Source organism: Paenibacillus sp. 23TSA30-6, assembly GCF_014858585.1.
Taxonomy (GTDB): domain Bacteria; phylum Bacillota; class Bacilli; order Paenibacillales; family Paenibacillaceae; genus Paenibacillus.
Genome location: NZ_SLTL01000021.1, coordinates 1 through 24277, shown reverse-complemented (window position 1 = coordinate 24277; position 24277 = coordinate 1). Strand labels below are relative to the sequence as shown.

General features: G+C 44.5%; 26 protein-coding genes. 18 read left to right on the top strand and 8 right to left on the bottom strand.

What is annotated here, in order from left to right; all coding sequences use genetic code 11:
* Positions 1-36: 36 nt before the first annotated feature.
* Together E0698_RS18275 and E0698_RS18270 are read right to left on the bottom strand one after the other, a co-directional pair.
* The gene (locus E0698_RS18275) at positions 37-456 is read right to left on the bottom strand and encodes a hypothetical protein (RefSeq protein WP_192512483.1); all 420 of its coding nucleotides are present in this window, start codon (positions 454-456) and stop codon (positions 37-39) included.
* Between the two features lie 87 nt (positions 457-543).
* A complete protein-coding gene (locus E0698_RS18270) occupies positions 544-987 on the bottom strand; it encodes a hypothetical protein (RefSeq protein ID WP_192512482.1) in 444 nt (147 codons plus the stop codon).
* Between the two features lie 352 nt (positions 988-1339).
* Between E0698_RS18270 and E0698_RS18265 the strand changes: the two genes are divergently transcribed.
* The gene (locus tag E0698_RS18265) at positions 1340-2764 is read left to right on the top strand and encodes a DNA-binding protein (protein WP_192512481.1); all 1425 of its coding nucleotides are present in this window, start codon (positions 1340-1342) and stop codon (positions 2762-2764) included.
* Positions 2739-2900 (top strand): hypothetical protein, encoded by a 162-nt coding sequence (locus E0698_RS18260; RefSeq protein ID WP_192512480.1) that lies wholly within the window; start codon positions 2739-2741, stop codon positions 2898-2900. Before E0698_RS18265 ends, E0698_RS18260 begins: the two co-directional genes overlap by 26 nt.
* Positions 2901-3217: 317 nt before the next feature.
* On the opposite strand, the gene E0698_RS18255 is transcribed toward E0698_RS18260, so the two are convergent.
* The 3 genes from E0698_RS18255 to E0698_RS18245 form a co-directional block, all read right to left on the bottom strand.
* The gene (locus E0698_RS18255; RefSeq protein ID WP_044649309.1) at positions 3218-3556 is read right to left on the bottom strand and encodes a DUF4870 domain-containing protein; all 339 of its coding nucleotides are present in this window, start codon (positions 3554-3556) and stop codon (positions 3218-3220) included.
* A 378-nt stretch (positions 3557-3934) separates the two neighbouring features.
* A complete protein-coding gene (locus tag E0698_RS18250; protein WP_044649310.1) occupies positions 3935-4216 on the bottom strand; it encodes a hypothetical protein in 282 nt (93 codons plus the stop codon).
* Between the two features lie 30 nt (positions 4217-4246).
* Positions 4247-5422 (bottom strand): MGDG synthase family glycosyltransferase, encoded by a 1176-nt coding sequence (locus tag E0698_RS18245; protein ID WP_134911352.1) that lies wholly within the window; start codon positions 5420-5422, stop codon positions 4247-4249.
* 421 nt (positions 5423-5843) lie between these two features.
* Here E0698_RS18245 and E0698_RS18240 point away from each other — a divergent pair, with 421 nt between their 5' ends.
* Both E0698_RS18240 and map read left to right on the top strand, forming a co-directional pair.
* A complete protein-coding gene (locus tag E0698_RS18240; protein ID WP_007428354.1) occupies positions 5844-6032 on the top strand; it encodes a hypothetical protein in 189 nt (62 codons plus the stop codon).
* A 105-nt stretch (positions 6033-6137) separates the two neighbouring features.
* A complete protein-coding gene (gene map, locus E0698_RS18235) occupies positions 6138-6920 on the top strand; it encodes a type I methionyl aminopeptidase (RefSeq protein ID WP_337916344.1) in 783 nt (260 codons plus the stop codon).
* 70 nt (positions 6921-6990) lie between these two features.
* Here map and E0698_RS18230 read toward each other — a convergent pair whose 3' ends face one another.
* Positions 6991-8277 (bottom strand): hypothetical protein, encoded by a 1287-nt coding sequence (locus E0698_RS18230; protein WP_192512479.1) that lies wholly within the window; start codon positions 8275-8277, stop codon positions 6991-6993.
* A 145-nt stretch (positions 8278-8422) separates the two neighbouring features.
* On the opposite strand from E0698_RS18230, the gene E0698_RS18225 reads away from it, so the two are divergent.
* On the top strand, positions 8423-8932 hold the full coding sequence (locus tag E0698_RS18225) for a GNAT family N-acetyltransferase (protein WP_192512478.1): 510 nt from the start codon (positions 8423-8425) through the stop codon (positions 8930-8932).
* Positions 8933-9048: 116 nt separating this feature from the next.
* Here E0698_RS18225 and E0698_RS18220 read toward each other — a convergent pair whose 3' ends face one another.
* Together E0698_RS18220 and E0698_RS18215 are read right to left on the bottom strand one after the other, a co-directional pair.
* On the bottom strand, positions 9049-10308 hold the full coding sequence (locus E0698_RS18220; RefSeq protein WP_134911348.1) for a DUF438 domain-containing protein: 1260 nt from the start codon (positions 10306-10308) through the stop codon (positions 9049-9051).
* 14 nt (positions 10309-10322) lie between these two features.
* Complete coding sequence (locus E0698_RS18215) at positions 10323-10550, bottom strand: DUF1858 domain-containing protein (protein WP_192512477.1); 228 nt, start codon at positions 10548-10550, stop codon at positions 10323-10325.
* Positions 10551-10785: 235 nt separating this feature from the next.
* Between E0698_RS18215 and E0698_RS18210 the strand changes: the two genes are divergently transcribed.
* From E0698_RS18210 to E0698_RS18150, 13 genes are all read left to right on the top strand, one after another.
* Positions 10786-11505, top strand: a complete 720-nt coding sequence (locus E0698_RS18210; protein WP_192512540.1) for a hypothetical protein — start codon at positions 10786-10788, stop codon at positions 11503-11505.
* 41 nt (positions 11506-11546) lie between these two features.
* Complete coding sequence (locus tag E0698_RS18205; protein ID WP_192512476.1) at positions 11547-11948, top strand: GntR family transcriptional regulator; 402 nt, start codon at positions 11547-11549, stop codon at positions 11946-11948.
* 26 nt (positions 11949-11974) lie between these two features.
* Positions 11975-12883: an ATP-binding cassette domain-containing protein gene (locus tag E0698_RS18200; RefSeq protein WP_238354063.1), complete on the top strand. Its 909-nt coding sequence runs from the start codon at positions 11975-11977 to the stop codon at positions 12881-12883.
* The gene (locus tag E0698_RS18195; protein ID WP_134911343.1) at positions 12880-13782 is read left to right on the top strand and encodes an ABC transporter ATP-binding protein; all 903 of its coding nucleotides are present in this window, start codon (positions 12880-12882) and stop codon (positions 13780-13782) included. Before E0698_RS18200 ends, E0698_RS18195 begins: the two co-directional genes overlap by 4 nt.
* Entirely contained in the window at positions 13775-15103 is a 1329-nt protein-coding gene (locus tag E0698_RS18190) for an ABC transporter permease (protein ID WP_192512474.1), read from the top strand. Before E0698_RS18195 ends, E0698_RS18190 begins: the two co-directional genes overlap by 8 nt.
* Positions 15104-15627: 524 nt before the next feature.
* Positions 15628-16761: a pentapeptide repeat-containing protein gene (locus tag E0698_RS18185; RefSeq protein WP_192512473.1), complete on the top strand. Its 1134-nt coding sequence runs from the start codon at positions 15628-15630 to the stop codon at positions 16759-16761.
* A 30-nt stretch (positions 16762-16791) separates the two neighbouring features.
* Positions 16792-17340, top strand: a complete 549-nt coding sequence (locus E0698_RS18180) for a hypothetical protein (RefSeq protein ID WP_202894964.1) — start codon at positions 16792-16794, stop codon at positions 17338-17340.
* A 22-nt stretch (positions 17341-17362) separates the two neighbouring features.
* On the top strand, positions 17363-18022 hold the full coding sequence (locus E0698_RS18175) for a hypothetical protein (RefSeq protein ID WP_192512471.1): 660 nt from the start codon (positions 17363-17365) through the stop codon (positions 18020-18022).
* Positions 18019-19443: a phage baseplate assembly protein V gene (locus E0698_RS18170; protein WP_192512470.1), complete on the top strand. Its 1425-nt coding sequence runs from the start codon at positions 18019-18021 to the stop codon at positions 19441-19443. Before E0698_RS18175 ends, E0698_RS18170 begins: the two co-directional genes overlap by 4 nt.
* A gap of 30 nt (positions 19444-19473) precedes the next feature.
* The gene (locus E0698_RS18165) at positions 19474-19908 is read left to right on the top strand and encodes a DUF4280 domain-containing protein (RefSeq protein WP_192512469.1); all 435 of its coding nucleotides are present in this window, start codon (positions 19474-19476) and stop codon (positions 19906-19908) included.
* 47 nt (positions 19909-19955) lie between these two features.
* Positions 19956-23009 carry a phage baseplate assembly protein V gene (locus tag E0698_RS18160; RefSeq protein WP_192512468.1) on the top strand — a complete coding sequence of 1018 codons (3054 nt, stop codon included), beginning with the start codon at positions 19956-19958 and terminating at the stop codon, positions 23007-23009.
* A 14-nt stretch (positions 23010-23023) separates the two neighbouring features.
* A complete protein-coding gene (locus tag E0698_RS18155; protein ID WP_192512467.1) occupies positions 23024-23488 on the top strand; it encodes a contact-dependent growth inhibition system immunity protein in 465 nt (154 codons plus the stop codon).
* 252 nt (positions 23489-23740) lie between these two features.
* Positions 23741-23884, top strand: coding sequence for a hypothetical protein (locus tag E0698_RS18150; protein ID WP_192512466.1), 144 nt, complete (start codon positions 23741-23743; stop codon positions 23882-23884).
* Positions 23885-24277: the final 393 nt, after the last annotated feature.

The window sequence follows — 24277 nt, the reverse complement described above, 5'->3', positions numbered from 1 at the left end:
AAGGATCTGCCCGCTAAATAATGGCAGATCCTTTTGCTAATTAGTGGATAAATGATCTTCTGCATCAGTAAGTAAGAATGCCGATAGGTCTTTAAACATGGATTGTCTTTCAAGACTGATTAGCAGGTACTTTGCATTAACATGTTCAGGCATAATTTGATCTGTATATTCCTTGAATTCGTTAAAAGTGGGTGGATTTTCTGAAAATAACCTTTCTTCAGAGATATTAAAATGTTTGAGCTTGCTCGTTAATTTATTGATCATCTCGCTGTTTTCATTAATATATTCTCTTAAATCTGACTTCATTCTATGATTGAAAATAATTAGAATGTCATTTATTATGCTAGATTGTTCTTCATGAATATCATGATCAAGTAAATACATAAAATAGGGATATGTATCCCCATCAATAAACATTTTCATTAATTTTATTTGGTATTTCAATAATTGAATCATCTCATCTGTATTATTCAGGAGATATCACCTATTCTTTAATAGATTTGAGCCGTAGATAAAGAATGAACATCATTATTTTAACTTAGATTACAGAACAAAACCAGAAATTGCGTAAGTTATAACTCTGGCAAACCCTTGAGGAATTCCACACTGGAAGATTAAAAAATCGAGTAGCCTTTGTTCAAGTTGATTAGTCGTAGACTCCAAAAAGTCTGCAATTTTATCAGCATGTTGAAGGACATATTTGGCTTCTTTAGAGCTTACGCCTAAAAAGTCCAAAAGATCATCGAGGGCTTTACCTCCATGTCTAAGTGCAAAAACAAGGGCATCCTTCTTTAGCCCCTGTGTTTCTATAGTTCCTTGAGTAGATTGAGGGTTGTTGTCAATTACATTAGTCAAGGGTACAGTGCTAGTGACCTTGGATTGAGTCTCTTCTTTTTCTGAGGCGAAAGCGTATGTAGGAGCTAAAGTAGAGAAACCAATTGCGACAGTTAGTATAGTTTTAAATAACTTGTTTTTGATTGGATTCATTTTTACTCTCCTTTTGCTCATTCTTTATCTACAGATAATATATTATTTTAAAATATGGTTATTGTAAATATATCCATGTAAAAATTATTCATATTTATTTATCTATTCTCAATTTATTGATTAAATCTAGAAAGAAGATGGAGGCAATTGTTTCATTTGACGCAGTTGGGTTGGCTTGAATACATATCATATATTAACGGCTTTTCTTAATTTTAAAAATCAGCATATTTTGCAAATAATAACCTTGGGTATAATTGACAGTGTGTTCATTGGAGGCTTACAATCAAGTTATTATGTGAAAAACAGGATGATATAGACAGCTCTGTATATCTCAGTGTGAGGAGGAGAGCAGGTGAAAAATGGTATAGATATTCGCTCAGAAATAAAAAAATGCATTCAGGAAGCAGGCTATACTTTACGCGGATTTTCCAAAGCATCAGGCATTTTCGAGTCCCATCTTAGCATGGTGCTGAATAATTATCTTATGCGGCCTCTAGGTATGACTCACTTGGATAGAATTAACCAGACCTTGGGAAAGCCTGAAGGCTGTTTCTACGATTTGTATGTAGACGAGTGTTTCATATCTGGAAAACCACACCGAAGTCGGGTGAAACCATTCATGCTTCGATGTGCGGAGCTTGGGAAGCAGAAGGAGATCAATCAAGTGCTTTCCCGCATGATGGACGACTTGGACAAGCTTCCACTTGTATTTGAGATCGCAGAAGAAATTTATGCTGGTGGAAACCCACAAGGAGCTGTTCCGTTCTACGAGTGTGTAGCGGAGAATGAGAGGCACCAGCATGATGAAAATCTGGCGATCAGTCAGTATCGGCTTTTCAGGACGGCTCTTGGAAAGGATAACGATGCGAATTTGAAAGCGGTTATTCGTTTTGAGCCTTATAGGAATCGTGTTCCTGAGAATTACCAATTGGATGGTTTGTTACAAATGATTAATGTGTACTTTAATTTAGGGATGTGGAAAGAAGTCGAGTTTTTTTCAGAGGAACTCTGTAATTTGTCGGAAACTTTGTATCGCTTGGATTTACATAAAAGATTAAAATCAAAAAAATATGAGCCTTTACAAACGGAACGTCATTTAGTTGTTTATTACGGTTATAGTTTTCTTATGCCATCTGTATCTCTGGAAAATCAGGGTAAGTACCAAAAAGCATTAGATCTTATTGCTAATTACGCTGATCTAAGCTGGTTTGAAAATTTAGGTGAAGTGGGAGAAAAAGAGGTTGCTAAATTTACCATGTGGGCTGAGGCAAACCGTTACACTCTTCATTTGTTGCTAGGAAACGCTGAAATACTACCTTCATATACTTCCTTTCTTAAGGATAAACACATACAGGAGATTTTACCGGGTTTAATAACCATTGTAGATGCAGCTAATAAACACCAAATTTCCATAGATGACGTGTTATTAGAATTTTCAGATGAAATTCAATTATTAAAAGATCGTGAGTATCTAAGAAGCGAGTATTATGAAGAACGCTTTAACCTGAGTAGATGCTCAGATCTCTGCTATCAATTAGCATTATATTACTTTTATAAAAAGAGTAATGATACTGCCATAAACAATGTTTTGAAAAGTATGGAAATGGCAATTATTATAAAGCAAAGAGATGTTGTTCGATGTATTTCTCTTTTTGAAGAGCACAGAATCTATGCTACGAGCAAGCAGCAAATACTTTATGAGTCCATGTTGAAAGAGGTGAGAGAACTTGGGGAAAATAGCCAAGATAGTCGTGATTTCTTTGGCGTTGGTGGTTAGCTTTGGGATTAATATTTCTGTAAACCCAAATACCAATATTCAAGGTTTTGTTGGCTATCAATGGACCGATATTGGAACATTGGGACATGGACCGGGTGGAATGACAAGAAACCTCGGTCATGGTCCTGGGGCTTAACGGATAATGCATTTTGCTTTAAACATTGAATAGTCAACTCAACGAGTACGAAAAACTTATGGAGAGTGACTAGTTTTTCATACTCGTTGCAACTAGAATGATAAATAAATATTGAGTAATGGTAGTAGTTTCTCTTAACACTAACGAAGCATCTATTGATAAGGCAGCATATAATATAATTATATTAATATTGCTTGATACACAAATTATAAAATAGCCGCGCCTTGGACTTTGTCCGAGACACGGCTGTTCGTTGATTCTAAAGCCGCCTTAATTTTTACGCATAAATCGTTAGAAGGTTCGTAAATGCTGTATCTTCACAACTGCCGGGCTTGATGGAGGGCCAGATCACCCACCCAGGGAAGCTTGAGCCACTTGCCTTGTCCAGCATGAATGATAAGGACGATCCATAAGGCGATGCCTGCCAGCGTCAGCAGGGAAGCGAGTGGAGGGCCGAGTAGCGGAATGAGTCCTGCAAGTACATGCCCGATCATGAGGGCTACGAACAGAAAAATGGATTGCAGCGCGTGAAACAGGACGAACCGACTTTTCTTTTCCAGCAACACGAAGGCCAGTGCACCAAGGAATGCGAACAGGTAGCACAGGACAGCCGCTATATTTTCATCCATTCCTGTGGAAGACTTGTAGACTGACATGTAAGGCCAATCCCCCTTTATAAGTTTTTCATGCGCAAGCTCCGTACTATACAGGGTATGAGGACAGGAATTAAGGTTATGCCAACCTGCGGCAGAAAAAGTTCAAGCCGAGCATGTGTATAAAAACACGAAAAAGGCCGAACGAATAGGTTTCGCTCAGCCCTTTTTAACGTTATCCACAATTTTTGCACATGTTGTACGCAATTTATCCACTGATTCATAATATTTATCCACAAAACAAACAGTTGTTATACACAATTTGTGCACAAGTTGTAGACAACATAGAATATACCCACGCTTTATGCACAAATTGTGCACAATATATCAACAAGATATACTTATCTGTGGATATTTCATTCAGATACTTACTTTCCCATGTTAACGATCTCCGCGTTGTAAACGACGGCGTGGATGTGTAATTTTACCCTTTTTATCCTCGTCATCCTCTTTGGGGACAAGTCGTTCATCGGTACGTCCGTCATGATGATTGTCAAAGGCGTATTCGGTCATTTTCCACTCGGAATCGCCTAAAACAACATCAGAGGGAAAATGCTGTCCCCGATGTAAATGCTGCTCATGTCCGTCCTCATCGACATAAATACCGTCTACTTCTACCTTCTCACCCGTAAGCGGGAGCAAATCCTTTCCTTTGCGTTCCATTGGTATCTCCTCCGTCTGGCTTATTCTTCGTTAATTTGTCCGTATGGAAGGGGTTTTATCCACAAGCTGGTGTAAAATATCCTCGGCAATCCGGTCTGCGGGATGAGGTTTGCGCAGTTGCTCAATCGACTGTTTCATTCCTAGAGCGAGAGAGGGATTGGAGATCAGGTCGACGCAAAGTTGAATTAGCTCTTGCGTATTACGGGCAATGCGAGCAGCTCCTTTTTGCTCCAGATACAGGGCGTTATTCAGCTCCTGACCGGGTACAGGCTTGAACACAAGGATGGGTAATCCAGAGGCGATGCTTTCCGAGAGTGTGATGCCGCCGGGCTTGGTAATGACCATATCGCTTGCACGCATGAGTGCGGGAACATAGTCGATGAATCCAAAGATGCGGATACCGGGATGATCTGCATACAGCGCATCCAACTCGGCTTTTAGCTGCGGATTACGTCCGCAGACGATCAGTAGCCGCAGCTGCGGGAGACGGCTCAATTGCCGACAAATGTCCAATATGCCGGACATCACGCCATAGGCACCTGCCATAATGAGCAGTGTTGTCGTTCCCGGATCTGACGGAGGAATTGGATAATCCTCAGCAACATCAGCATCAGCATCTTCTGGATCAGTATCTTCGGCAAGCCTTTTATAAAACGAAGCATGAATCGGGATGCCTGTGGCGACAATCCGTTCGGAAGGGATTCCCCGCTGTGCGGCTTCCTGTTGTATATCCTCGGTTGCCACATAGTAACGATCGATATCGGGATGCAGCCAGCGCCCGTGCAGGTCAAAGTCTGTAACCACGTTCACAATGGGCAGCTTCAACCCCAATTTGCGGCGTAACGCCGGGAGAGCGAGCTGCGGGAACGTATGTATAACAAGTTCAGGCTTCTCCTCTTCCAGAGTGAGCGCGAGCTGGCGCATCCCAAAGGAATGCAGCACACTGCCAAAGGCCGATTTTGCCTGCATTCCACGGGTTATGTTATAGACCCAACCGTAAAGCCCGGGAATGGTTTTGAAGCTTTGCATATAGACAAATTTGGTTAAACCGTTCAACCAGGGATGGGATTCAGCCATCAGGTCGAGTAACTGAACCTCGCAGCGTCCGAGTCTCCGCAAACTGTCCATAATCGCCCGGGCGGCCTGCACATGGCCTTCTCCGTAGCTGGCATACAATATTAAAATTTTTGGTGCTGCGGCTTCCATTATGTCTAGCCCCCTATTATTCAATAAGCACATGTAGCTCATTTCAGGAACATTCCCATCCATTCTCCCTGTATGTTTATTTATTTTACCCCAAACACATACACTCCAAAAGCCGATAAATAGAGTATACTGTCCTGCACCAATCAAAAGGGACATCCAGATATGACGTGTAACGTAAAATTTGGGTAAAATATATGTAAAATTGCTGGAAAGCTGAAAGCTGTACCTGAATATGTTATAATGGGGAAGTGATTCAGCCAATAGAAATTCGGTTAATAATAGTGTCAGGTACACGCCTTACATAAGGCATTCCCGACCTAAGCTGCATTAAGACATACTACTTCACTGCATAAGGACATCAATACTTTTCGGCATTCTCTTCAACGGAGCACTTATTTTCAACGTTTTGGGAGGGAGTTACATGGCAACGAAAGGTCACAATGAAGTTAAGGAAAGTCTGCGGGAAATGACTCGAATTTTCCGGCCTAAGGATCCCAAAAAATTTGTAAAGGAATATGTGCGAAAATACCGGATTACAGGAGGGTATGAGGAAGAGTTGACCATGGTGGTGGAAAACGAACTCGGTCGCATAAATTCTTCAGTATCTTAAAGGGTTCGATGACCCGAAAAACTAGAAATACGACTTTTATAAACCGTCTATCCACAGAGGAGACGGTTTTTTTGTGTCCGTCCTGCATACAATGGGATAGGTTTAGTGAATTTGTATGCTCAAAGGAGGCGGATTCCAATAGAGATAGCCATACGGACACCGGAGGAAATCGGCTATATGAGGGAGGCCGGACGTATTTTGGCAGATTGCCATCGTGCGCTGGAAAGTCGTATTCTTCCGGGAATCACAACGCTTGAAATCGATGCTTGGGTAGAGCAGTTTTTAAGCAAGCGCGGAGCCACGCCTGAGCAAAAAGGCTACAAGGGCTTTCCTTATGCCACCTGCGCTTCGGTCAACGAGGTGGTGTGCCATGGTTTTCCATCGGAGCGAGTGCTTCATGATGGGGATATTGTGACCATCGACATTGTGGTCAATAAGGATGGCTGGCTGGCCGACCGGGGCTGGACCTATGCAGTAGGTAATGTCAGTCGTCCGGTAGCGAGGCTGCTACGGCAAACGCATAAGGCACTGGTGCGCGGAATTGAAGTCGCTCGTCCAGGCAGGACGCTGGGGGACATTGGGCACGCAGTGGAAAAAGCGACAGGATGGCGGCGGTACGGCATCGTGAAGCCCTTGATCGGGCACGGTATTGGTCGTCAGATGCACGAGCCGCCGGATGTTTTGCACTATGGTCGTGCCGGAACGGGGTTACCGCTGCGCGAAGGGATGGTGATTACCATCGAGCCGGTATTTACCCTCGGAACGGAGGGGGCTGTATTGTGGGAGGATGATGGCTGGACCATCACCTCGGCGGACGGCAGTTGGGGCGCACAATATGAGCACACGATTGCGATCACGAAGAACGGCCCGTACATTTTGACCGCATAAAGATCGGTACAGCCATAGGGAGTCCAATTTGCCTGGCATGGGCAAAGGGCTCTCTTGGCGGGCTTTTTATTCAGGATGACACGTTCATCGTATTCAGAGAGATTTTCCGGTAAAGCCACAGATAGATACCTAATTCGACGGGTGAGGAAACAGCCATAACGATTCCTGCCACCTGTCCGTCCAGCCCCGGAAAAAAGGAGATGCATAAAATGAGCGCGAGAATCGCAAAGAAAACGGAGAACAGCCTGCCGATGAAAACAGGTTTGGTATTGCCGATCAATATCGACCGTCCGATGAAATATTCTACCCATGGATAAAATGCAACATAGATTGAAAGTATGCGAAGCAATCCTCTCGTTTCCACCAGTAGCTCCCCTTCCAGTCCCAACACATTCCGCAAAATAGGGTCACCTGCAAATTCAAAGGACAGCAGCAGCAATAATAACGGCGACAGGGCGGACAGAACGCTCAAAAATATCAGTACCTCCCGACGCCTGCTCGTGTAGAATTGAATGACGATCTGATGCAGGGAACTGCAAAACCAGACGAACAGATTCAGGATTTGCAGAGCCACGGAGAAGGAGGCTACGGCCAATAATGGATCGATTGTATTGTTCAGCGCAGCCTGTATGGACGGATTCAGAACAACCAGCACCAGCGCCGAATATAGCAAGGGGAGATAAAAAGGAAGCAGATGGCTTGCACGGTGGATGGTTTGCTCGCCGTTGTCGGGCGGCAGCTTTTTTTTCAAAACGCGGCCTTCCAAAAAGGTAACGACCAGTTCAATAAAGATACCTGCAATAAAGATGGCAGCGCCAATTCGCCCGTCATTCGTCCAGCCTGCCCGAATTAGAAACCAGGATGCAATCAGCATCGCGATAATACGAATGGACGAGCTGAACGTCATCCAGGCCGTACGGTGCTTGTTAATAATAAGCCCCTGATAGATGTTGCGGACGGCTACTAATATGTACAGTAAAGTAAGCACCTGAAACACACTCTTGGTGGGTTCGATCAAGGCCGGAGATACGCCGAATACATATTCAAAGACCAGGTTTCCAGCAGATGTAAGGCCAATGCTCCAGCCGATGACCAGTACAGCCGCCGCTACACACGCACATAAAATACCGATGGAGCGAACGGATTGGCGGTCATATCCGAATTTCGTGGTCATCTGTCGTACGGCAGTTAACGGGGTTTCCAGCAGCAGGCACAGGCTGACTGCCACCGCATAGCTGCTCAATGTGAACGAAGGATGCTCCGAGCGTGCGAGCACAGCATTGACGATGACATGGGTCAGCGCGGCAATCAATGATGAGATGCCAAGCGGAACGTAGAATGAAATGATTTTATTCAAGTCAAATCCTCCAGTAATGAATGATGAGTAAAGGGATTGTCGTTGCATCGAGCTTCTGTAAACAATGGTAATTCTTATTATAGATCAAGAATGGGCTCATCGGTATAATAGAGAGCATAATATTGGAAATGGAAGTGGAGCCAACATGATGATCAGAGAAGCGACGATATCAGATACGACAGGCATCGCCAAGGTACATGTGGATTGCTGGAGAACCACCTACAAAAATATCATACCCGCCGAGGTTCTGGAACGACTTTCCTATGAGCAAAGAACAGAGCTGTGGAAATCAAATATATCCAGTGAAGACGATCATCAGGTATATGTGGTTGAAAATGAGAAGGGGGAAATCAGCGGATTTGTGAGTGGAGGGCCGGAAAAGTCAGGTGAATATCCCCCGTATGAGGGAGAGGTAACTGCTATTTATGTGTTAAAAGAATACCACAGTCTAGGATGGGGAAAGCAATTATTCATGCGTCTTCTTCAACATTTAAGCAGTATGGACATACACTCTGCCATCGTGTGGGTGTTAGCAGATAATCCGGCTCGCTATTTTTATGAGCAACTGGGAGCCAAGCTTATAGTAGAGCAGCATCTTATAAAAATGGGTGACAAGAACCTGAACATGGTGGCTTACGGGTGGGAACATAAATAGCGGACTGTACAAATGGAAAGGAGTCTTTCTCTACATGTAAAGTGGAGAAAGACTCCTTTGATGTTAGCTGGAGGCGACAGGAATACGGTGAGTAATCTTTTTGTAGCGGATAATGATTACTCGGATAAAATCCGTTTCTGCCCTTCCAAGGCACGAATAGGTGCGATGTTTTGCGTGAATTCTAGCGTTCCCAGATAGCGGTCTTCTGCATCACGGATGGCAAAATAGCGGATATAGACAAATTTGTCCTTGATCGGAATCCAAAAATCTTCAGCATCCTTGCGGCCAGCCTTAAAATCCTCCAGCAGCTTCTCGACGACATGCACGCTTTGCGGCGGGTGGCAATTCTGCACGGTACGTCCAATGACGGCTTTCGTGCGAGCGAAGATTCGTTCTTTACCATGGGAAAAATAGCGAACAACATCATTTTCATCGATAAATGTCAGGTCAACGGGTAGATGGTTCAACAGCAGTTCCAATTGTTGTACGGATACAATCCCCGTCTCGAATCGCACGAAGCCTTGGGGAGTTCCTGATGTTCCTTCCTGTTGCTCATCCATTTCCACAGGCTCCTCTGCCCGCTCAGGTATCCATTCCCGCTCGGGCGCGGTCAGGCAGAACCCGATTTCTGCACTTTCACGGGCTATTTTCAGCCACTCATCCTCTGTCAGCTTACCCAGCGCCATCGGCAGCAGAATATTCTCTTCCTTGAATATCATTTCGTTCACTTCGGTCATGATATGGGCAAGCGCCTTTCCAATCTGTTCACGATCTCCGTTATATTCGGCGAGCAGACTCTTCGCCTCCTTAATCGCGGCACGAATGCTGTCGTCTACACCCCACATTACCTTGGTTGGGCCGAAAATTCCATAGCGTTCTAAATAAGGAAAGACCAAATTTTCTTTACGGCTATAGTGCTTATCAAGATCCAGCAGCAGACTTAAATCCTCCAGCAGCTTGTAAATGATTTTGGGGCTATCATCCTTTTGAAATTGATCTGCGTGCAGTGCGAGCTGGAAGTTGACTAGTCGTTCGATCTCCCGATTTTCCAGTTTGAAGGTATGAACGGGATGTCCCGGTTGTTCCTCTGGCCCTGAAGGACGATGAATATCCTCAATGGAACCCTTGAATATCGATGTATGCACGGAACAAAGACGCTGCACTTCCGATACGGGAATTCCCTCCTCGGTCATCAATGCATGCTCCATGGCCGAAATTTCTGCCACGCTTACTCCGCCAACTGCTACTGCGAAGCGCGCTTTGACTTCATCCACGCTTTTCCCGTCATGTAGTTCCTTCATAATTTCCTTTAATATTTGCTGGCGTTCTGTGAGTTCCTTTGCTGTGTGTTCGCGGTTATTGATCAGCTCGCTCATGATGGTTAGCTCCTTTATTTTTGAATAGTAAAACCATGTTGCAAAAATGTCCGCTGCACGGTTTCCATAGCTACTTTTTTCAATGCAATACCTTTGGACAGTGTCATGAAACGACCTGCGGTTTGTAACATGCCAGGCTTGGCGATATCGTGAAAACCCAGTTCTACCATAATGTCCTTCACTTCGGGATAGCGGTTAACAAGGTTAAATATTGGCTCATCCCAGTGCAGTATCTTATCCATTTGTTCATCCCCTAGATTGAGAACGTTTATCATTTACAGAGTAGCATAGGTCCTGACGAGCTTTTGTGATTGTACGCACAATTTACATTCAGGTGTTGACAGTTATAATTCACAGTCTATATACTGTGTATAAAGATATATACAGTAATTACACTGATTATTGTAATAATAACTTCGTATGAAGAGAGAACGAGGTCGTCATTACAGGCAGTGCAGAAGGGATCAGGATAAGAAAATGACAATCATCAAGCAGGCATGGAAGATTACCCGTCAGGATTTTCGCAACAATCCATATGTCATGCTGTGGACATTGCTGTTTATTGCGTATTTGGGATTTACCATGAGTTTTGCTGTAAGTGTGCAATGGGGTGAACGTGGAGACTTGAGTCCAGCAGCCGATTTTATCATGCTGGTGCTGATTCCGTTTCTCGGATTCATTTATAACCGACGTACATTCAAATATTTGCAGGAAGATTCCTATACGCACATGCTGGCTTTTCTCCGCATATTGCCCATACCGGTGAGTGCGGTGATTATGAGCCGAATTCAACAGGCGGTTTTGGCGTTTATCGTGAATAGCGTGGTATTTTTTGTCCTTCTGTTTACAATTTCAGGTACGCTTCGGGTATATGCTGGCACGGGCTTTTTTGTATCGTTTGCACTTACCTGGATAGGCTACGGAATGCTGATTCAAGCCATTTATATTCATTTGGAATTTCTTAAAAAAGGAAAAGCCTACTTTTGGCTATCTATTGTCATCATGCTAATTTGCGGGATTGTTACAATTATAGTTCGAGTATGTGGGACCAATCTGGTATCGATAACGGCATCTTACAGCAAGGAATGGCAGCTGTTGTCTCCGGTGATGTGGGGAGCGCTGCTGGCAGGAGCTCTGGGCATGTGGGTGTCCTATCGGGTGACACAGCGTAAGCTCATGAAACGGGATTTAGCTTAGCAGTATGTGTATAAAGATAACTATATAGGGGTGGGAAGCAGGTGAATATACCAGTGCAAATTGATGAGAATAGCGCGGAACCGCTGTATGCGCAGATTGAAAAGCAACTTCGTTCACTCATCGTAACCGGACAGATTGCAGCGGGAACGCTGCTTCCCTCCATTCGGGAGTTTGCAGGGACGCTCCGCTGCAGCGTCATCACCGTCCGGCGGGTCTATCAGGATTTGGAGAACGAGGGCTTGCTTCGTACCCGGCAGGGGACGGGCACCTTCGTAGCTCTGGTCGAGGACGATAAGCGCTCAGGTTACCGCCTTAAAGCAGTGACCGAGGCGTTGGAAACGGCGGTTGACACAGGCATCGCTGTGCAGATGACAGAACAGGAATTGTTGGAGCTTTTCGCAGACATGGTGAAGAGAAAGTATGAAGTCCAAGCGAAGGAGTGATGCCCGTGGAAACACCAATCATAGAGATGAGCCAAGTCTATAAAAAGCGGGGAAACCGGGAGATCGGACCAATTAATTTGACGATAGAACCGGGATATGTGGTCGCTTTGGCTGGACATAACGGATCAGGGAAAAGCACATTGCTGCATCTGCTAACCCAGCTTGTCCATCCGGATTCTGGTGAAATTCGCTGGTTCGGTCAGGCGTATCCGGATGGTATGCCCATAGATACGCGGCAGTGGGTTGGATATGTGCCGGAACAGCCGACCCGTGAGGAAGACCGACTTACGGCAGAAGCAGCAGCGGCTTTTCGGGCGTTGTGGTATCCGGGCTGGGACAAAACGCGTTTCCAGCGGTTGCTGGAACGCTTTCAGGTCCCGCAGCATACGAGATTATCGCGTATGTCCAAGGGAGAGCGCCGCAAGTTTGAGCTGGCTGCTGCCTTGGCACCTCATCCCCGTTTGCTGCTGCTCGATGAACCTTCGTCGGGATTGGACCCTTTTGCATGGAAGATTATGCTGGAGGAACTGCGGGATTGTATGGAAAACGGCAAAACGACGGTTATTATTGCCACTCATATCATGGACGAGATCAAGCGCCTGGCCGATTATATTGTTCTGATGCATGAAGGAAGGCTGCTCGGTAAGCTGGAAAAGGACCACTTGCTCGAAAATAGCAAGGAAATGTGGTTTGAGGGGACGCCAGAGGAAGCATCGGAGCTGCCGGGGGTTATAGAGACAGAGAGCGATGGCGGATTGCAGCGGATTGTAACGTTGGCAGCCGGAGAAGCTAGCGCCATATTGGAGCAGGAGGGCATTCGTCCGATCCGTGTGCGGAGTTTGGAGCTGGATGATATTTTATGGCATTGGTCTGCGGGACAAATCCCGGGAGGTACTGAGATTTTAGGGGAGAAAAAGGGGGCTGGGGATTCATGAGTATGCTGCAATTGGAGCAGGTTGTGAAGCAATATGGCAACCACACGGCGGTTAACGGCATTTCGCTGGATGTGAGCGGCGGAGAGATTTACGGACTGCTGGGAGGCAATGGAGCAGGCAAAACGACAACGATGCGCATGGTACTCGGTCTGATTTACCCTGATGGCGGAAGCATTCAATATGAGGGCAAGCCATATAGCAAGGAGCTTCAACGGACGATGGGTTATTTGCCTGAGGAACGAGGGTTGTATCCCAAGGTAAAGGTGAGCGAGCAAATTAACTATTTAGGCAGGCTGCGCGGAATGTCGTCCAAGGATGCGGACAAAAGTCTGCGCTATTGGCTGGAACGCTTCGGCGTGCCTGAATATTACAATAAGCGGATTGAAGAGTTATCCAAGGGGAATCAGCAGAAAATGGGCTTTATTGCAGCCGTTGTGCATCGCCCGACGTTGCTCATTTTGGATGAGGCATTCAGCGGGCTTGATCCTGTGAACGTCGAGCTGCTTAAGGATACGGTGAAGGAGCTGCGGGACGACGGGGCTGCAATTTTATTCTCGACTCACCGGATGGAGCATGTAGAGGAGCTGTGTCGCCATATTACGATTTTGCATCGTTCGAATACAGTTGTGCAGGGAAATGTGCAGGAGATTAAAGGTCGCTACCCGCGTGAAAAAGTTCGTCTCATCACGACTGGCGAAGTGAACGGACTGGAACAACTGCCCGGCGTACGCCGTGTAGAGCGAATGGACCGGGGCTGGATGCTGCATATTGAACAGCCGGATGCAGCCAAGTTGATTTTACAAACGGCGTTGGAGCAAACGGATGTAGAGCATTTTGAAATTAAAGAGCCTACGCTGAATGAAATTTTCATACGAGAGGTGGGTGATTCTCATGAATAGACTGGGTACGGTTATCGGTTTTACGTTCCGCCAGAAGGCGAGAACCAAATCTTTTGTCATTACAACGCTGGTGCTGGCATTGCTCATTACCATTGGCATGAATCTGCCGTATCTGATTTCTTTGTTTAAGGGAGAAGGAATGGGTGGTGCAGGGGGTTCCGGTAAATCCGCTGCTGAGCATCATCGTTTGGGACTGATCGCCGGAAGCCGGACTGAGATCGCGGGTCAACTGGAGCAATTTACGAAGGCTCAGACCAATCCGGCAGCTACCTGGGTGCGTTATGACAACGCACAAGCTCCCGCAATGCAGCAAGCTTTGAAAGACGGGGAGCTGCAAGGCTATGTGGAGTTTACGCGGCCTACCGCAACGGGAGAAACTTTTCCCAAGGTAGAGTACGTATCGGTTGAAAAAGAGCCGTCCCCGGCTGTAATCACATTGCTACAAACCGGACTTCAGGAGGCAAAGGTCAATGCCATGATCGGCGGAAATACCTTGACCCGTGAGCAAGTCCGTGAAATTAGTACGCCTGTTACCGTGGACAGCCGAGAAGTGAACAGTCCCTCTGAGGCAGGTCGTGCTGCCGGAACAGAGGACAAAGAAGCTTCGATGATTAACTATGGTTTGGTCTATGTACTCATGATTTTATTTTTCACCTCGTCGATGATGACGGGTAATATGATTGCCTCAGAAGTGACTTCGGAAAAAAGCTCACGCATCATGGAAATTCTCATCACGAGCGTATCGCCTTTGACCCAGATGTTTGGGAAAATCATTGGTATCTTTCTGGTGGGTCTGCTGCAAATTGCTGTTTTTGCCGCTGTGGTGAGTGCGAACCTCATGCTGCCGCATAACAGCGTTATCCTCAGCTCGGCCGGGCTGGATTTGTCGCAGTTGAATACCTCAGTGCTTAGCTATGGCCTGGTTTTCTATATCCTCGGTTACTTCCTGTACGCGGTATTGTTCGCCGCTGTCGGCTCTATTGTTAGCCGTACGGAAGAGTTGGGTCAGGCGATTATGCCAATTACTGTACTGTCACTGGCGGCCTTTTATATCGGCATCTTCAACATCGCCGCACCTGACACGATGTTCGTCAAGGTCGCCGGGTATATCCCATTTTTCTCGCCGACCGTTATGCTGCTGCGGATTGGTCTGGAACGGGCGAGCCTGCTGGAAATCTGGCTTTCACTTGCCATACTGGTTGCATCCATTCTGTTCTTCGGCTGGCTAGCCGCCAAAATCTACCGTACTGGCGTCTTAATGTACGGCAAGCGTCCTTCATTTAAAGAGTTAAGAAAGGCCATGAAGGCGTACAAGATATAAGATTGAATTTGATTTGTGTGTGTGGTGTCATAATTAATGGAATATTTTCAGATCAAATGAGAAAAAATTTTCACAATTGATGAGAAATGAATATTTATGCATTGATATACATTAGTGTGGAGTTGTTGTATGGTGTCTGAGTAGAAGAAGGTAGCAGAGAAATAAACTATTTGAAGAGACGGCCATGAGTACAACAGGTTCAAGCCACTCAAGGAGGAATGATGGGCTTAGGATCCTTACATGGGACTGTGGTCGTTCGGTAAAAGAGAATAATTAATATTTAATTTCTTCGAATGGGTGGGTTCAATTGCGAACCTACCTTTTTCCATTGAACACAGTTATGGTTCTTTCTGTAAACAAAATCACTAATTTGTCCGATACATACATAAGGATGATTTATTGTTAAATATACCCTTGAAAAATATCATTTCACATATCATTTATATCAGATTTCATTTAAGGATAACCAGCTACTTTATACGCATAACTTTATACGAATGCAGTAATCAGAAAGGAGATAGGACTTGAATCGTGAAGAGGTTTTTCGACATTTTAAAAATGAAATCTATGACCCCCTAAAGCATCGAATGTTATTCGCATTGGAAGCCTATTTTCAAAATCATAAGCATACCTTGGCTAAGGCATTTCGCAATTCACTGGAGCAGATATTTGAGAAAGTCAAGTTGATGCAGCAAGAAGGTACCAAACAGGCGTTGGGATATATATCTTACTCCATGCTTCGTACCGAATTAGCAAACGGAAGAGCGACCTATTTAGTGGAGGCGATGGACAAGACGTGGTTTATGGATCGCCATCCTTGCCGGGACACTTATGATGCAGAATGGGCCTTTCGCTATTTGGACAAGTGGGAGACGGAAATAAGCAAGCACGCTAAGAAATATGGTGGAAGAATCGGATTGGATGATATTCAGAGGATGAAATTGCACGTGGCAGTACATGTTCATCAATATATCATTGCTTTGGCGCGTTTTAGTATCACAGAAGAATGGCTGGACGAAATACAGTTTGCTCATGAAATACAGTTGGAAGATGTGTTCGAACTAAGAGTCGGAGAGTATTTAGACCAAAGTGAAGTCGTTTATAAACGGGATATACGTGTCAAAGATTCCATCGTGATGAAAGACTGGCTAGAGGAAAAGAAGCCGTATGACTACATACATGAAGTTTTCCGCGGGATCGATGGTTCTCAAGGAAATTATGAGGGAATACGTTTGCAATATGCCGATTTGAGTGAAAGTTCCTTTACAAAAGGTGTTTTTACGGGAGGGAATTTGATTGGTTCCCGTTGGAATAGAGCATGTTTACAAGAAGCTGATTTTAGCAGTTGCTTGATTCAAGAAGCTCGTTTTGAAAAAGCCAACTTAAGAGGAACGTCTTTTCGAGATGCAGTAGCTGTACCTGGAATATACCAGTCTGAACGATGGGAAAGATCTGGTTTTCAACCCGTAAGTTTTGCAGGAGCAGATCTTACCGGAGCTGAATTTCAGGGTGCTTACTTACAGGATGCGGATTTCACCGGGGCCATATTGCAGGGGGCAAACTTCATTGGTGCAGCTTTAGAGGGAGCCTGTTTCAAAGGAGCGGTGCTGGATGGAACCCGATTCAGTTTAGGCATGCATCCAGTTACCCAGGATTGAACTTCATTTGGATGACACCATGTGGGACAGATGGAATGGAAGGGACGTGGCATAGTGGAGTATTTTCTTTGTCAACATGATGATCGGATGTTGTATGCTGCTGTTCCCGTATGGGACGAAGAAGCCAATGCAGAGATGGTAAATATAAATGATTGGACGGAATGGCCCTCTTCTTATGCTGCACAGTTTAAGGTCAAGGGTCACGAATACACGGTTTACCCTGATATTCTGATGGGTTCCAGGATGATGGTATCTGATGCTGTGCATGAGTTGTTACAGGTCTATACGCCGAGCCTGTTCAGTCGTATGGCTTTGTTTCGGGATATGGAGCGTTCTCAGCAAAAATTGTACTGGATGATTCAGCCCCCTCTAGTGGATTGTGTAGGTGAGCTAAGTCAATTCCATCCTGGAGGAACATTGATGAAGCTGGTCGTAGATCAAGAGCGCACCAAGGGAAAACCCCTATTGCAAGTTCAAGGGTTGCGTGAAACCTGCACGTTGGTAAATCTGGCATTGGCAGAAAGTCTGTTGCGGAGGGGAACGAGTGGTATCTCCTTTCAGGAAGTCGTCATGCAGTAATAAAGATGGGAGTGGATGATGTATGGAACATCTGGATAAGAAAATTGTCTCGATGCTACACACAGTAACAGCAGAAAATACCGAAAATGATCAATCTTTAATTGAGCATGAAGGGTTGAATCACGCTCACGGGAAGGAGCCGTTTGGACAGCCGCTACAAAGACTTATGCAAATTGGCGGAGAAAGACTGGTCTTTGCTCAGCGACATTTGCTGGATGAACGCATTAGTATTACGATGCCAAAGAGTTTTCGGGATATGCCTATTCACGAGCAACGATTAAAATATCCTTCTCACCATCGCCCAGATTTTATTTTTACCAATGACGCAGGCACGATTAACTTAACCTTCAAGCATACCGAGAGTCCGTTACAGACGGAAGAGTTGGATAACTTTACGGATGAGATGGCTCAGGTGGTCAAACAAACCCAGAAGTTGACCGAATGGTTTGGTCATGAAGTGTTGGAGGTAGGAGATTATCGAATTGGATACTGCGAATTCATGACGCCTGTATGGAATGCGCGTGTGTATAATCTATCCTTTTTTACGGTGCTGGAAGGACGGGCGCTGATGTGTACTTTTAACTGTACGGATGAAGAAATGGTGACTTGGAAGCCCATGGCACATAGTATGCTGCTAACGTTGAAAATCGAATCTGAGCGAAAGGAAAGTAACCCCTTATGACATTAACCCACATTACATATGATCGGCTGCAAATTACGCCATTTGAATTGGTCAGCATTCAGGAATTGCGTATGACCAAGCGGTTGAATGAGCACACCCGGCTCTCTTTCACGGCTATTTTACCTGAAGAATTACAGGACAGTTATGTTCAATTGATCGAAGCCGATTCCCCGGTTTGTGTGTCGCAACTAGATGAGGCAGGCACTCCAACACCTCTATTTAACGGAACGGTGCTCCATATGGAAGTCAAAGTGGTTAGAGATGTGTATTACCTGGAGGTCGAGGCGATATCACACACGTATAAACTGGATATTCGCAAGAAAAATAGGTCCTTTCAAGATAAAAATATGAAGGTAGAGGAATTGTTGCGGGCTGTAGGTGCAGATTATCCCGGTTTTGACATCATTGATTCGGCTACAGGGGGAGCGGCTTTAGGCCGTATAGCAGTCCAATATCGTGAAACCGATTGGGAGTTCCTCAAGCGGATCGCTTCGCGTTACCATACTTCACTCACGCCTGCGTCGGTGTTTGAAGTACCAAAGTGCTATTTTGGAGTCGAGGAAACCCAGTCCGGACTGGACCTAACCAATTATCATTATACCGTCAGCAAGCGAGTCGGAGATTATCGTTATTTTAACGGAAATGATACAGCACATGTAAACGAGCATGATTTTATTGATTACCGGGTTGAGGCGGAGCAGGTATTGGAGTTGGGCAGTACCGTTACCTTTAAAGGTAAAAACCTGTATGTGTACAAGGTAGACACTCACATGCAAAAAGGAATGCTGCAGCACGTGTATACCCTAACTTCCCACAAGGGATTGAGGCACAAAGAGGTGTTTAACGAGCAGCTTATCGGTCTGTCTTTACCCGGTAAAGTCATTCAGGTAGAGCGAGATCGTATCCAATTACATTTGAATATAGATGCCGTTCAAGAACCTGCGAAGGCCCACTGGTTCACGTATGTATCTCCTTATACTGCAGAAGGTCATAGCGGATGGTACGTGATGCCTGAGCTCGGGGATACCGTTCTGCTCTATTTCCCTGCCCATCGGGAGGAAGAAGGCATGGCAAGTACATCTTTGCGTGAAAAGAATCAGAGTGTAGAGCAGCATGCGCTTGCAAATCCTGACATCAAATTGTTTCGTACGGCCCACGGCAAGGAAATTAAATTAACCCCCGATGAAATTGTCATCACCAGTAAGGAGGGAGCCGTGTATATTCAGTTAAATGAGAAAGATGGTATTCATATTGTAAGCGACAAACAGATTCATTTCTCCGCAGGAGGAAATATCTCCATTCATTCCGGCAGTAAAGTGAAAATCACGGCAGGGGATGAAATCCAAATGACCAGCAAAGGCAGCACCGTATCTCTGGGCGGAATGACGAATGTTCTGGGCAGTGAAGTGAAGACGAACTAAGAAAGGACATATGAAAGGGGGAATAGAAGAATGGCAAATAAGTCTCATTCCGATAAGGAACCTATTCAAGCTGGACGGGGAAGTAAACAAGGATATGTTGTTGCTGGAGCGATCTTAAGCTGCAGCTTTGGTACGCAACCGACACGTCTCAAACGTCCGTTCAGTCACGGAGTATATGTAAAAGGGAAAGCCCAAATGAACGTTGGAGATTACTTGCCAGGAACCCATATCAGCAATTTCGGTCGTTGCTCCTGTCCAGCTAATCCAGCGGTCAAAAGCAGTGACATGGTGGATATCTACGGGGTGAAGAAAGCGAACTGTGTTCCGGTCATCACCGGACCCTGGATCGGCGGCAAAAGCGATGTGCTCGTGGAAGGAGAACCAGCCTTGCTGGATCAATGCTCAAATGCGTGCCTATACGGGGGAATGATTCGGATCACAGACGATGGCCAGACGCTGGAGTAAGGAGGTACAAGTTGAATCATACACAAACGATGTTAACGTATACGGAGTTGGAATGTACAGGTCCGTATCCTCTTCAAACGATAAACGAACTGCGTATTGAACGAAAATTAAATGACCATGCCCGGTTAAAGATCAGTGGATGGTTAGATGAAGAACAGAGAGATCAATACATAGAACAGGATCAGGATAACGAACCGGTCATTATCCGTACCAAAACGAAGAATGGTCAGCCTGAACGCATTTTGTTCCATGGTTTACTGGTCCATGCAGAAACACGGATGGTGCGTGGCATCTATTATGTGGAGTTTGAAGTCGTTTCTCATACGATTCAGTTGGATATAACACCTGTAACGCGGTCTTATCAGGACACCTTAATGCCCTACGGAAATTTGATCAAGCAAATCATTCAGAAGTACAATCAGGCCGATGTTATCGATAACGTAACAGACGGTACTATCTTGCATGAATTTACTCTACAATATCGAGAGACGGATTGGGCCTTTCTCAAACGGATGGCTTCCCGGTTTGGAACGGTGTTGATCCCAGAGATCTCATTGAATGGACCTAAACTCTGGTTGGGTATGCCTGAGGGGCAGTACGTTGAGATGAAGCATCCGGTTTACCGTACTCGACGTAGTTTTGATCCGAAAAGGATAGCGGAATTCAGCTATATGATGGAGAGTGAAACGCTTGCCCGGCCCGGAGACCTCACGAATTGGAATGGTGAGCCATGGATGGTGGCAGAAGTCACTTCTGAATTGCGAAAAGGGTTGCTGTTACATGAATATAAACTGGTTCACGAACAGGGAATTCAGCAAACAGAGATGTTGTGCCCTCACCTCACAGGAGCTTCGCTCGAAGGACGTGTATTAGAAGCCAAATCGGGCCGAATCCGTGTTCATCTTACAGTGGATGAAAAACAAGATCGGGATAAAGCATGGTGGTTTCCATATGCCAGCAGTTATACCGCCGAAGGACATAGCGGTTGGTACGTCATGCCGGAACGAGGAGATAAAGTATCTGTCCGCTTCCCTACAGAGCATGAGGCGGATGGATATGGGGCAGGTTCCATACGACAAGGACGGAGCTCGTCACCCAAGCTAGCTGATCCAGCCACCAAGTATTGGGGGACGCCTCATGGCAAGGACATCAAGCTGAGTGCCAGTGAATTGAAGGTGACGGCTAAATCGGAACAGGTTCACATTTCAATGAGTGGTTCAGGAATTCAGGTCGTCAGTGAACATGAATTGTCATTGTCGGCAGGCAAGACGCTCTCCTTGCATGCGGACGGGGAGCTGAATATTCAAGCTGCCGAGGCTATTTATTTCAAAGCGGGCAGCAGTAGCTTGGTGTTGGATGGAGAAACGGATATACGGTCCGCTAAAGTACAGCTGGAAGGCACGGTTAAAAGACCGGTTTTTGTAGCTGATTTAGCACCGATTTGGGAACCACCACTAATGTCTATGAAAGCTTATGCGGAGGCGCAAGCGGCGAAAAGTGCAGCAAACAGCAGTACAGGGGGAAGCTCCAATTCAAGCGTTACATCGAAAGATAAGGGAGCCGTTAAGTCAGCTGTAAACACTCCCAGCTCACCGAAGGCTAGTCTACTCGATGGCGTATTGGGATTAGCTCAGAAAGTATGCGATGTAGCTGCGTCTATTCCTGTATTGGGTGCCATACCGAAAGCAGCAAGTCAAAAAATAGCTTCGATTCGTTCCGAGGTCGCTTCCTCTGGACCGTCATCCATAGTTAAATATGCGGCAGCCGGATTGTCCATGATTGCCAGCGTACCTTCCCATGGCTGGGGAGTGGTGTTGGGGAAGAGCGCCAAGGTTGCTGCTCAAACCTTACATGCGCACACGGAGGAACAGAGGGCTCGTGAACGGCATGCGACGATGGATTTTCTTGGTAAGGTATGGACGAGTGCCAGAGGGTATGGAGAAGTCCAATCCATACATGACTTCATCAACTATGTAAAGGGAGTCAATCAAGCTTCCGTACAAGCCTATAGCGATATTCCTTCTGATATACGGGAACGATGGTATCAAAGAAATGTGGATCAACAGTTTGAGGATGCGCTGAATGCCTATTATAATAACCAGGACCCCTTCACAGATATAGTCGCATTAATGGAACATCAACGGCAGACAGACAGTCATTTTCGATATAGTGACAGAGCTTTGATGAGTTCCAAGTATCGGGATGATATGAAAGGATACACGACGGAACAGAAGAAATATCTAATTGATTTTCTGAATTCAATTGACGATTATAGAAAAGAGTATGGGCCGTATAGGGAAAGTCCTTTTATGAAAGACCTGGATAAGACTGAGCGGATTGTGTTCAATGAAATCAAAAAATCTGCTTATGAAAATGTAGAGGCGACATGGGAGCGAATACGTAACTTTCCTAATCTAGATATTCGTCAGATGGTGGTCGATAACTTCGAAGGAAAACAAGACGTAGCAGATAAAATTGTTAAAGTCATAACGGATCCAGATGCTACTTATGAAAAAGCAAAAAACAGGTCCAAACAAGAAAATGCCCATCTGATAGTAGATGCAGCATTTGCGTTTATTGTTGGAAGGAAAGGAAAGAAGCATTCCAAAGATGACGGTGCTTCACCAGGAGGATCGCATAAGAAGGATGATCATTCTTCTGAGGAGACGAATAATGGTGGTTCGGGCGGTAGTAGGACTAGAATAGTTTCAAGTGTTGATGATTTATCAGATGCTGCAAGATCAAAAATAACGACTAGCCAACAAGCTACTTTAAATCTACACGACAGGGTCTATACTCATGTAACACCAGATGATTTATTAGGAGCTGAAAAGGAATTAAATGGAATACCGCTCTTAAGAGAGGATGGTTCACTAGTATTGAGGGAAGATGGATTGCCATTTAACCATATGCAAGAAGTTTCAGACTCATATAGAGGATTGGAAAAGCTTAAAAAAAGCTATGAAGGAATTCTTAAAAATCCTAATTTAGATAGTGAATTGAGACAATTGTATACTAGTAAAATTAATGAGGTAAATGCTTCTATGAATAAAATAGAAGATATTTTTGCTCCATTTGGAGGAATATTACCTCCAAAATAATTATCAATAAGGCGGTGTTGAATGTGTTTGATAGAACTAAAAAACTTAGTTTGTTTATAACTAAAGAAGCATATGAAGAAGCAGTCCAAAATGCAATAGATAATCCTAATAGTCCTTTAGTCAAATGGTATCTAGATATTCTTGATAAAACGCTTGAAAACTTAGAAAATTTTGATCTTATACGATGTATAAGACAAAATATTTTTGTGGAAATGGTCGTTTTTGAAATTATTCAAAGGATTTTAAAGGATAATAACCCTTTTTTTGCAGAGATTGATACAGTAGAATTAACGGAAAAGTTATCATCTGTTGATCATAAAATCTTAGAAGTAAATAAAGAATCTTTAATTAAAATCATTAGTTTAATCATAGACAATGATCTAATTAATAAATCAGACATTTGGTTATACGAAGATGAGAAGGATGAGTATAGGACATATATAAATAAAATTAATAGAAAATTAAAAGTGGGCTATTGATAGTTTTTTGAACTGAATAATAGCTTCGGTAGGTATTGGCACAGACCGAATACAAGGCGGTGAGCCAAGCCTGGATTATAAAATGGGTGGTAACTGGTAAATAGTTGCCACCTTCTTTATGTCTATGTTTAAGATTACAACTTAGGGGACGGGGGAACTTGTCCCTAAAACACCAAATTTCGAAAAAAACCGTAGCAGGAAAAAACTTGAAGATCCATTTCCTGGATCATAAAATTATCTTGGAAAGGTCTTTTGGAAAAAAATTCAAAATGGTCACAAACACAAGCTACAGAGTTTTTGGAAGATATCAAAAAAATAATAGATGATGGTACTGTTAAGCACGAAGGTTTAGGAACATTAAATAAAGCTATGACTGAGCCATCCCATACGGAATGACGGTTGTCATAAAACAAAATGGGGAATTTCATACTTTATTAGAATCTGGTACTGGGATGGATACAAAGATTCTAATAGTAGACTAAACAGGAGGTTAAGTTATGATAACTTTACCGAAAAAGATAATACAGGAAAATTACATTGAAGATTTCTATCTTTCTGTTTTTTTTTGCAGACGATGAAGAGCCTAAAAGATTCTATCCAAATTTATCATATGTCTACATTAAATTTGATTCTGAGTATATTGAACTAGTACCTTGACCGAGTCTGATTTCATCTTTAAGCTCTCTATATAAGAAGAATTTGGGAGGGCTTGCAGATGAACAAAAAATACGAGGTACAACTCCAGTGGAAGGAACGCGAAACCATTGAAAACATCCTTCATGCCGACTC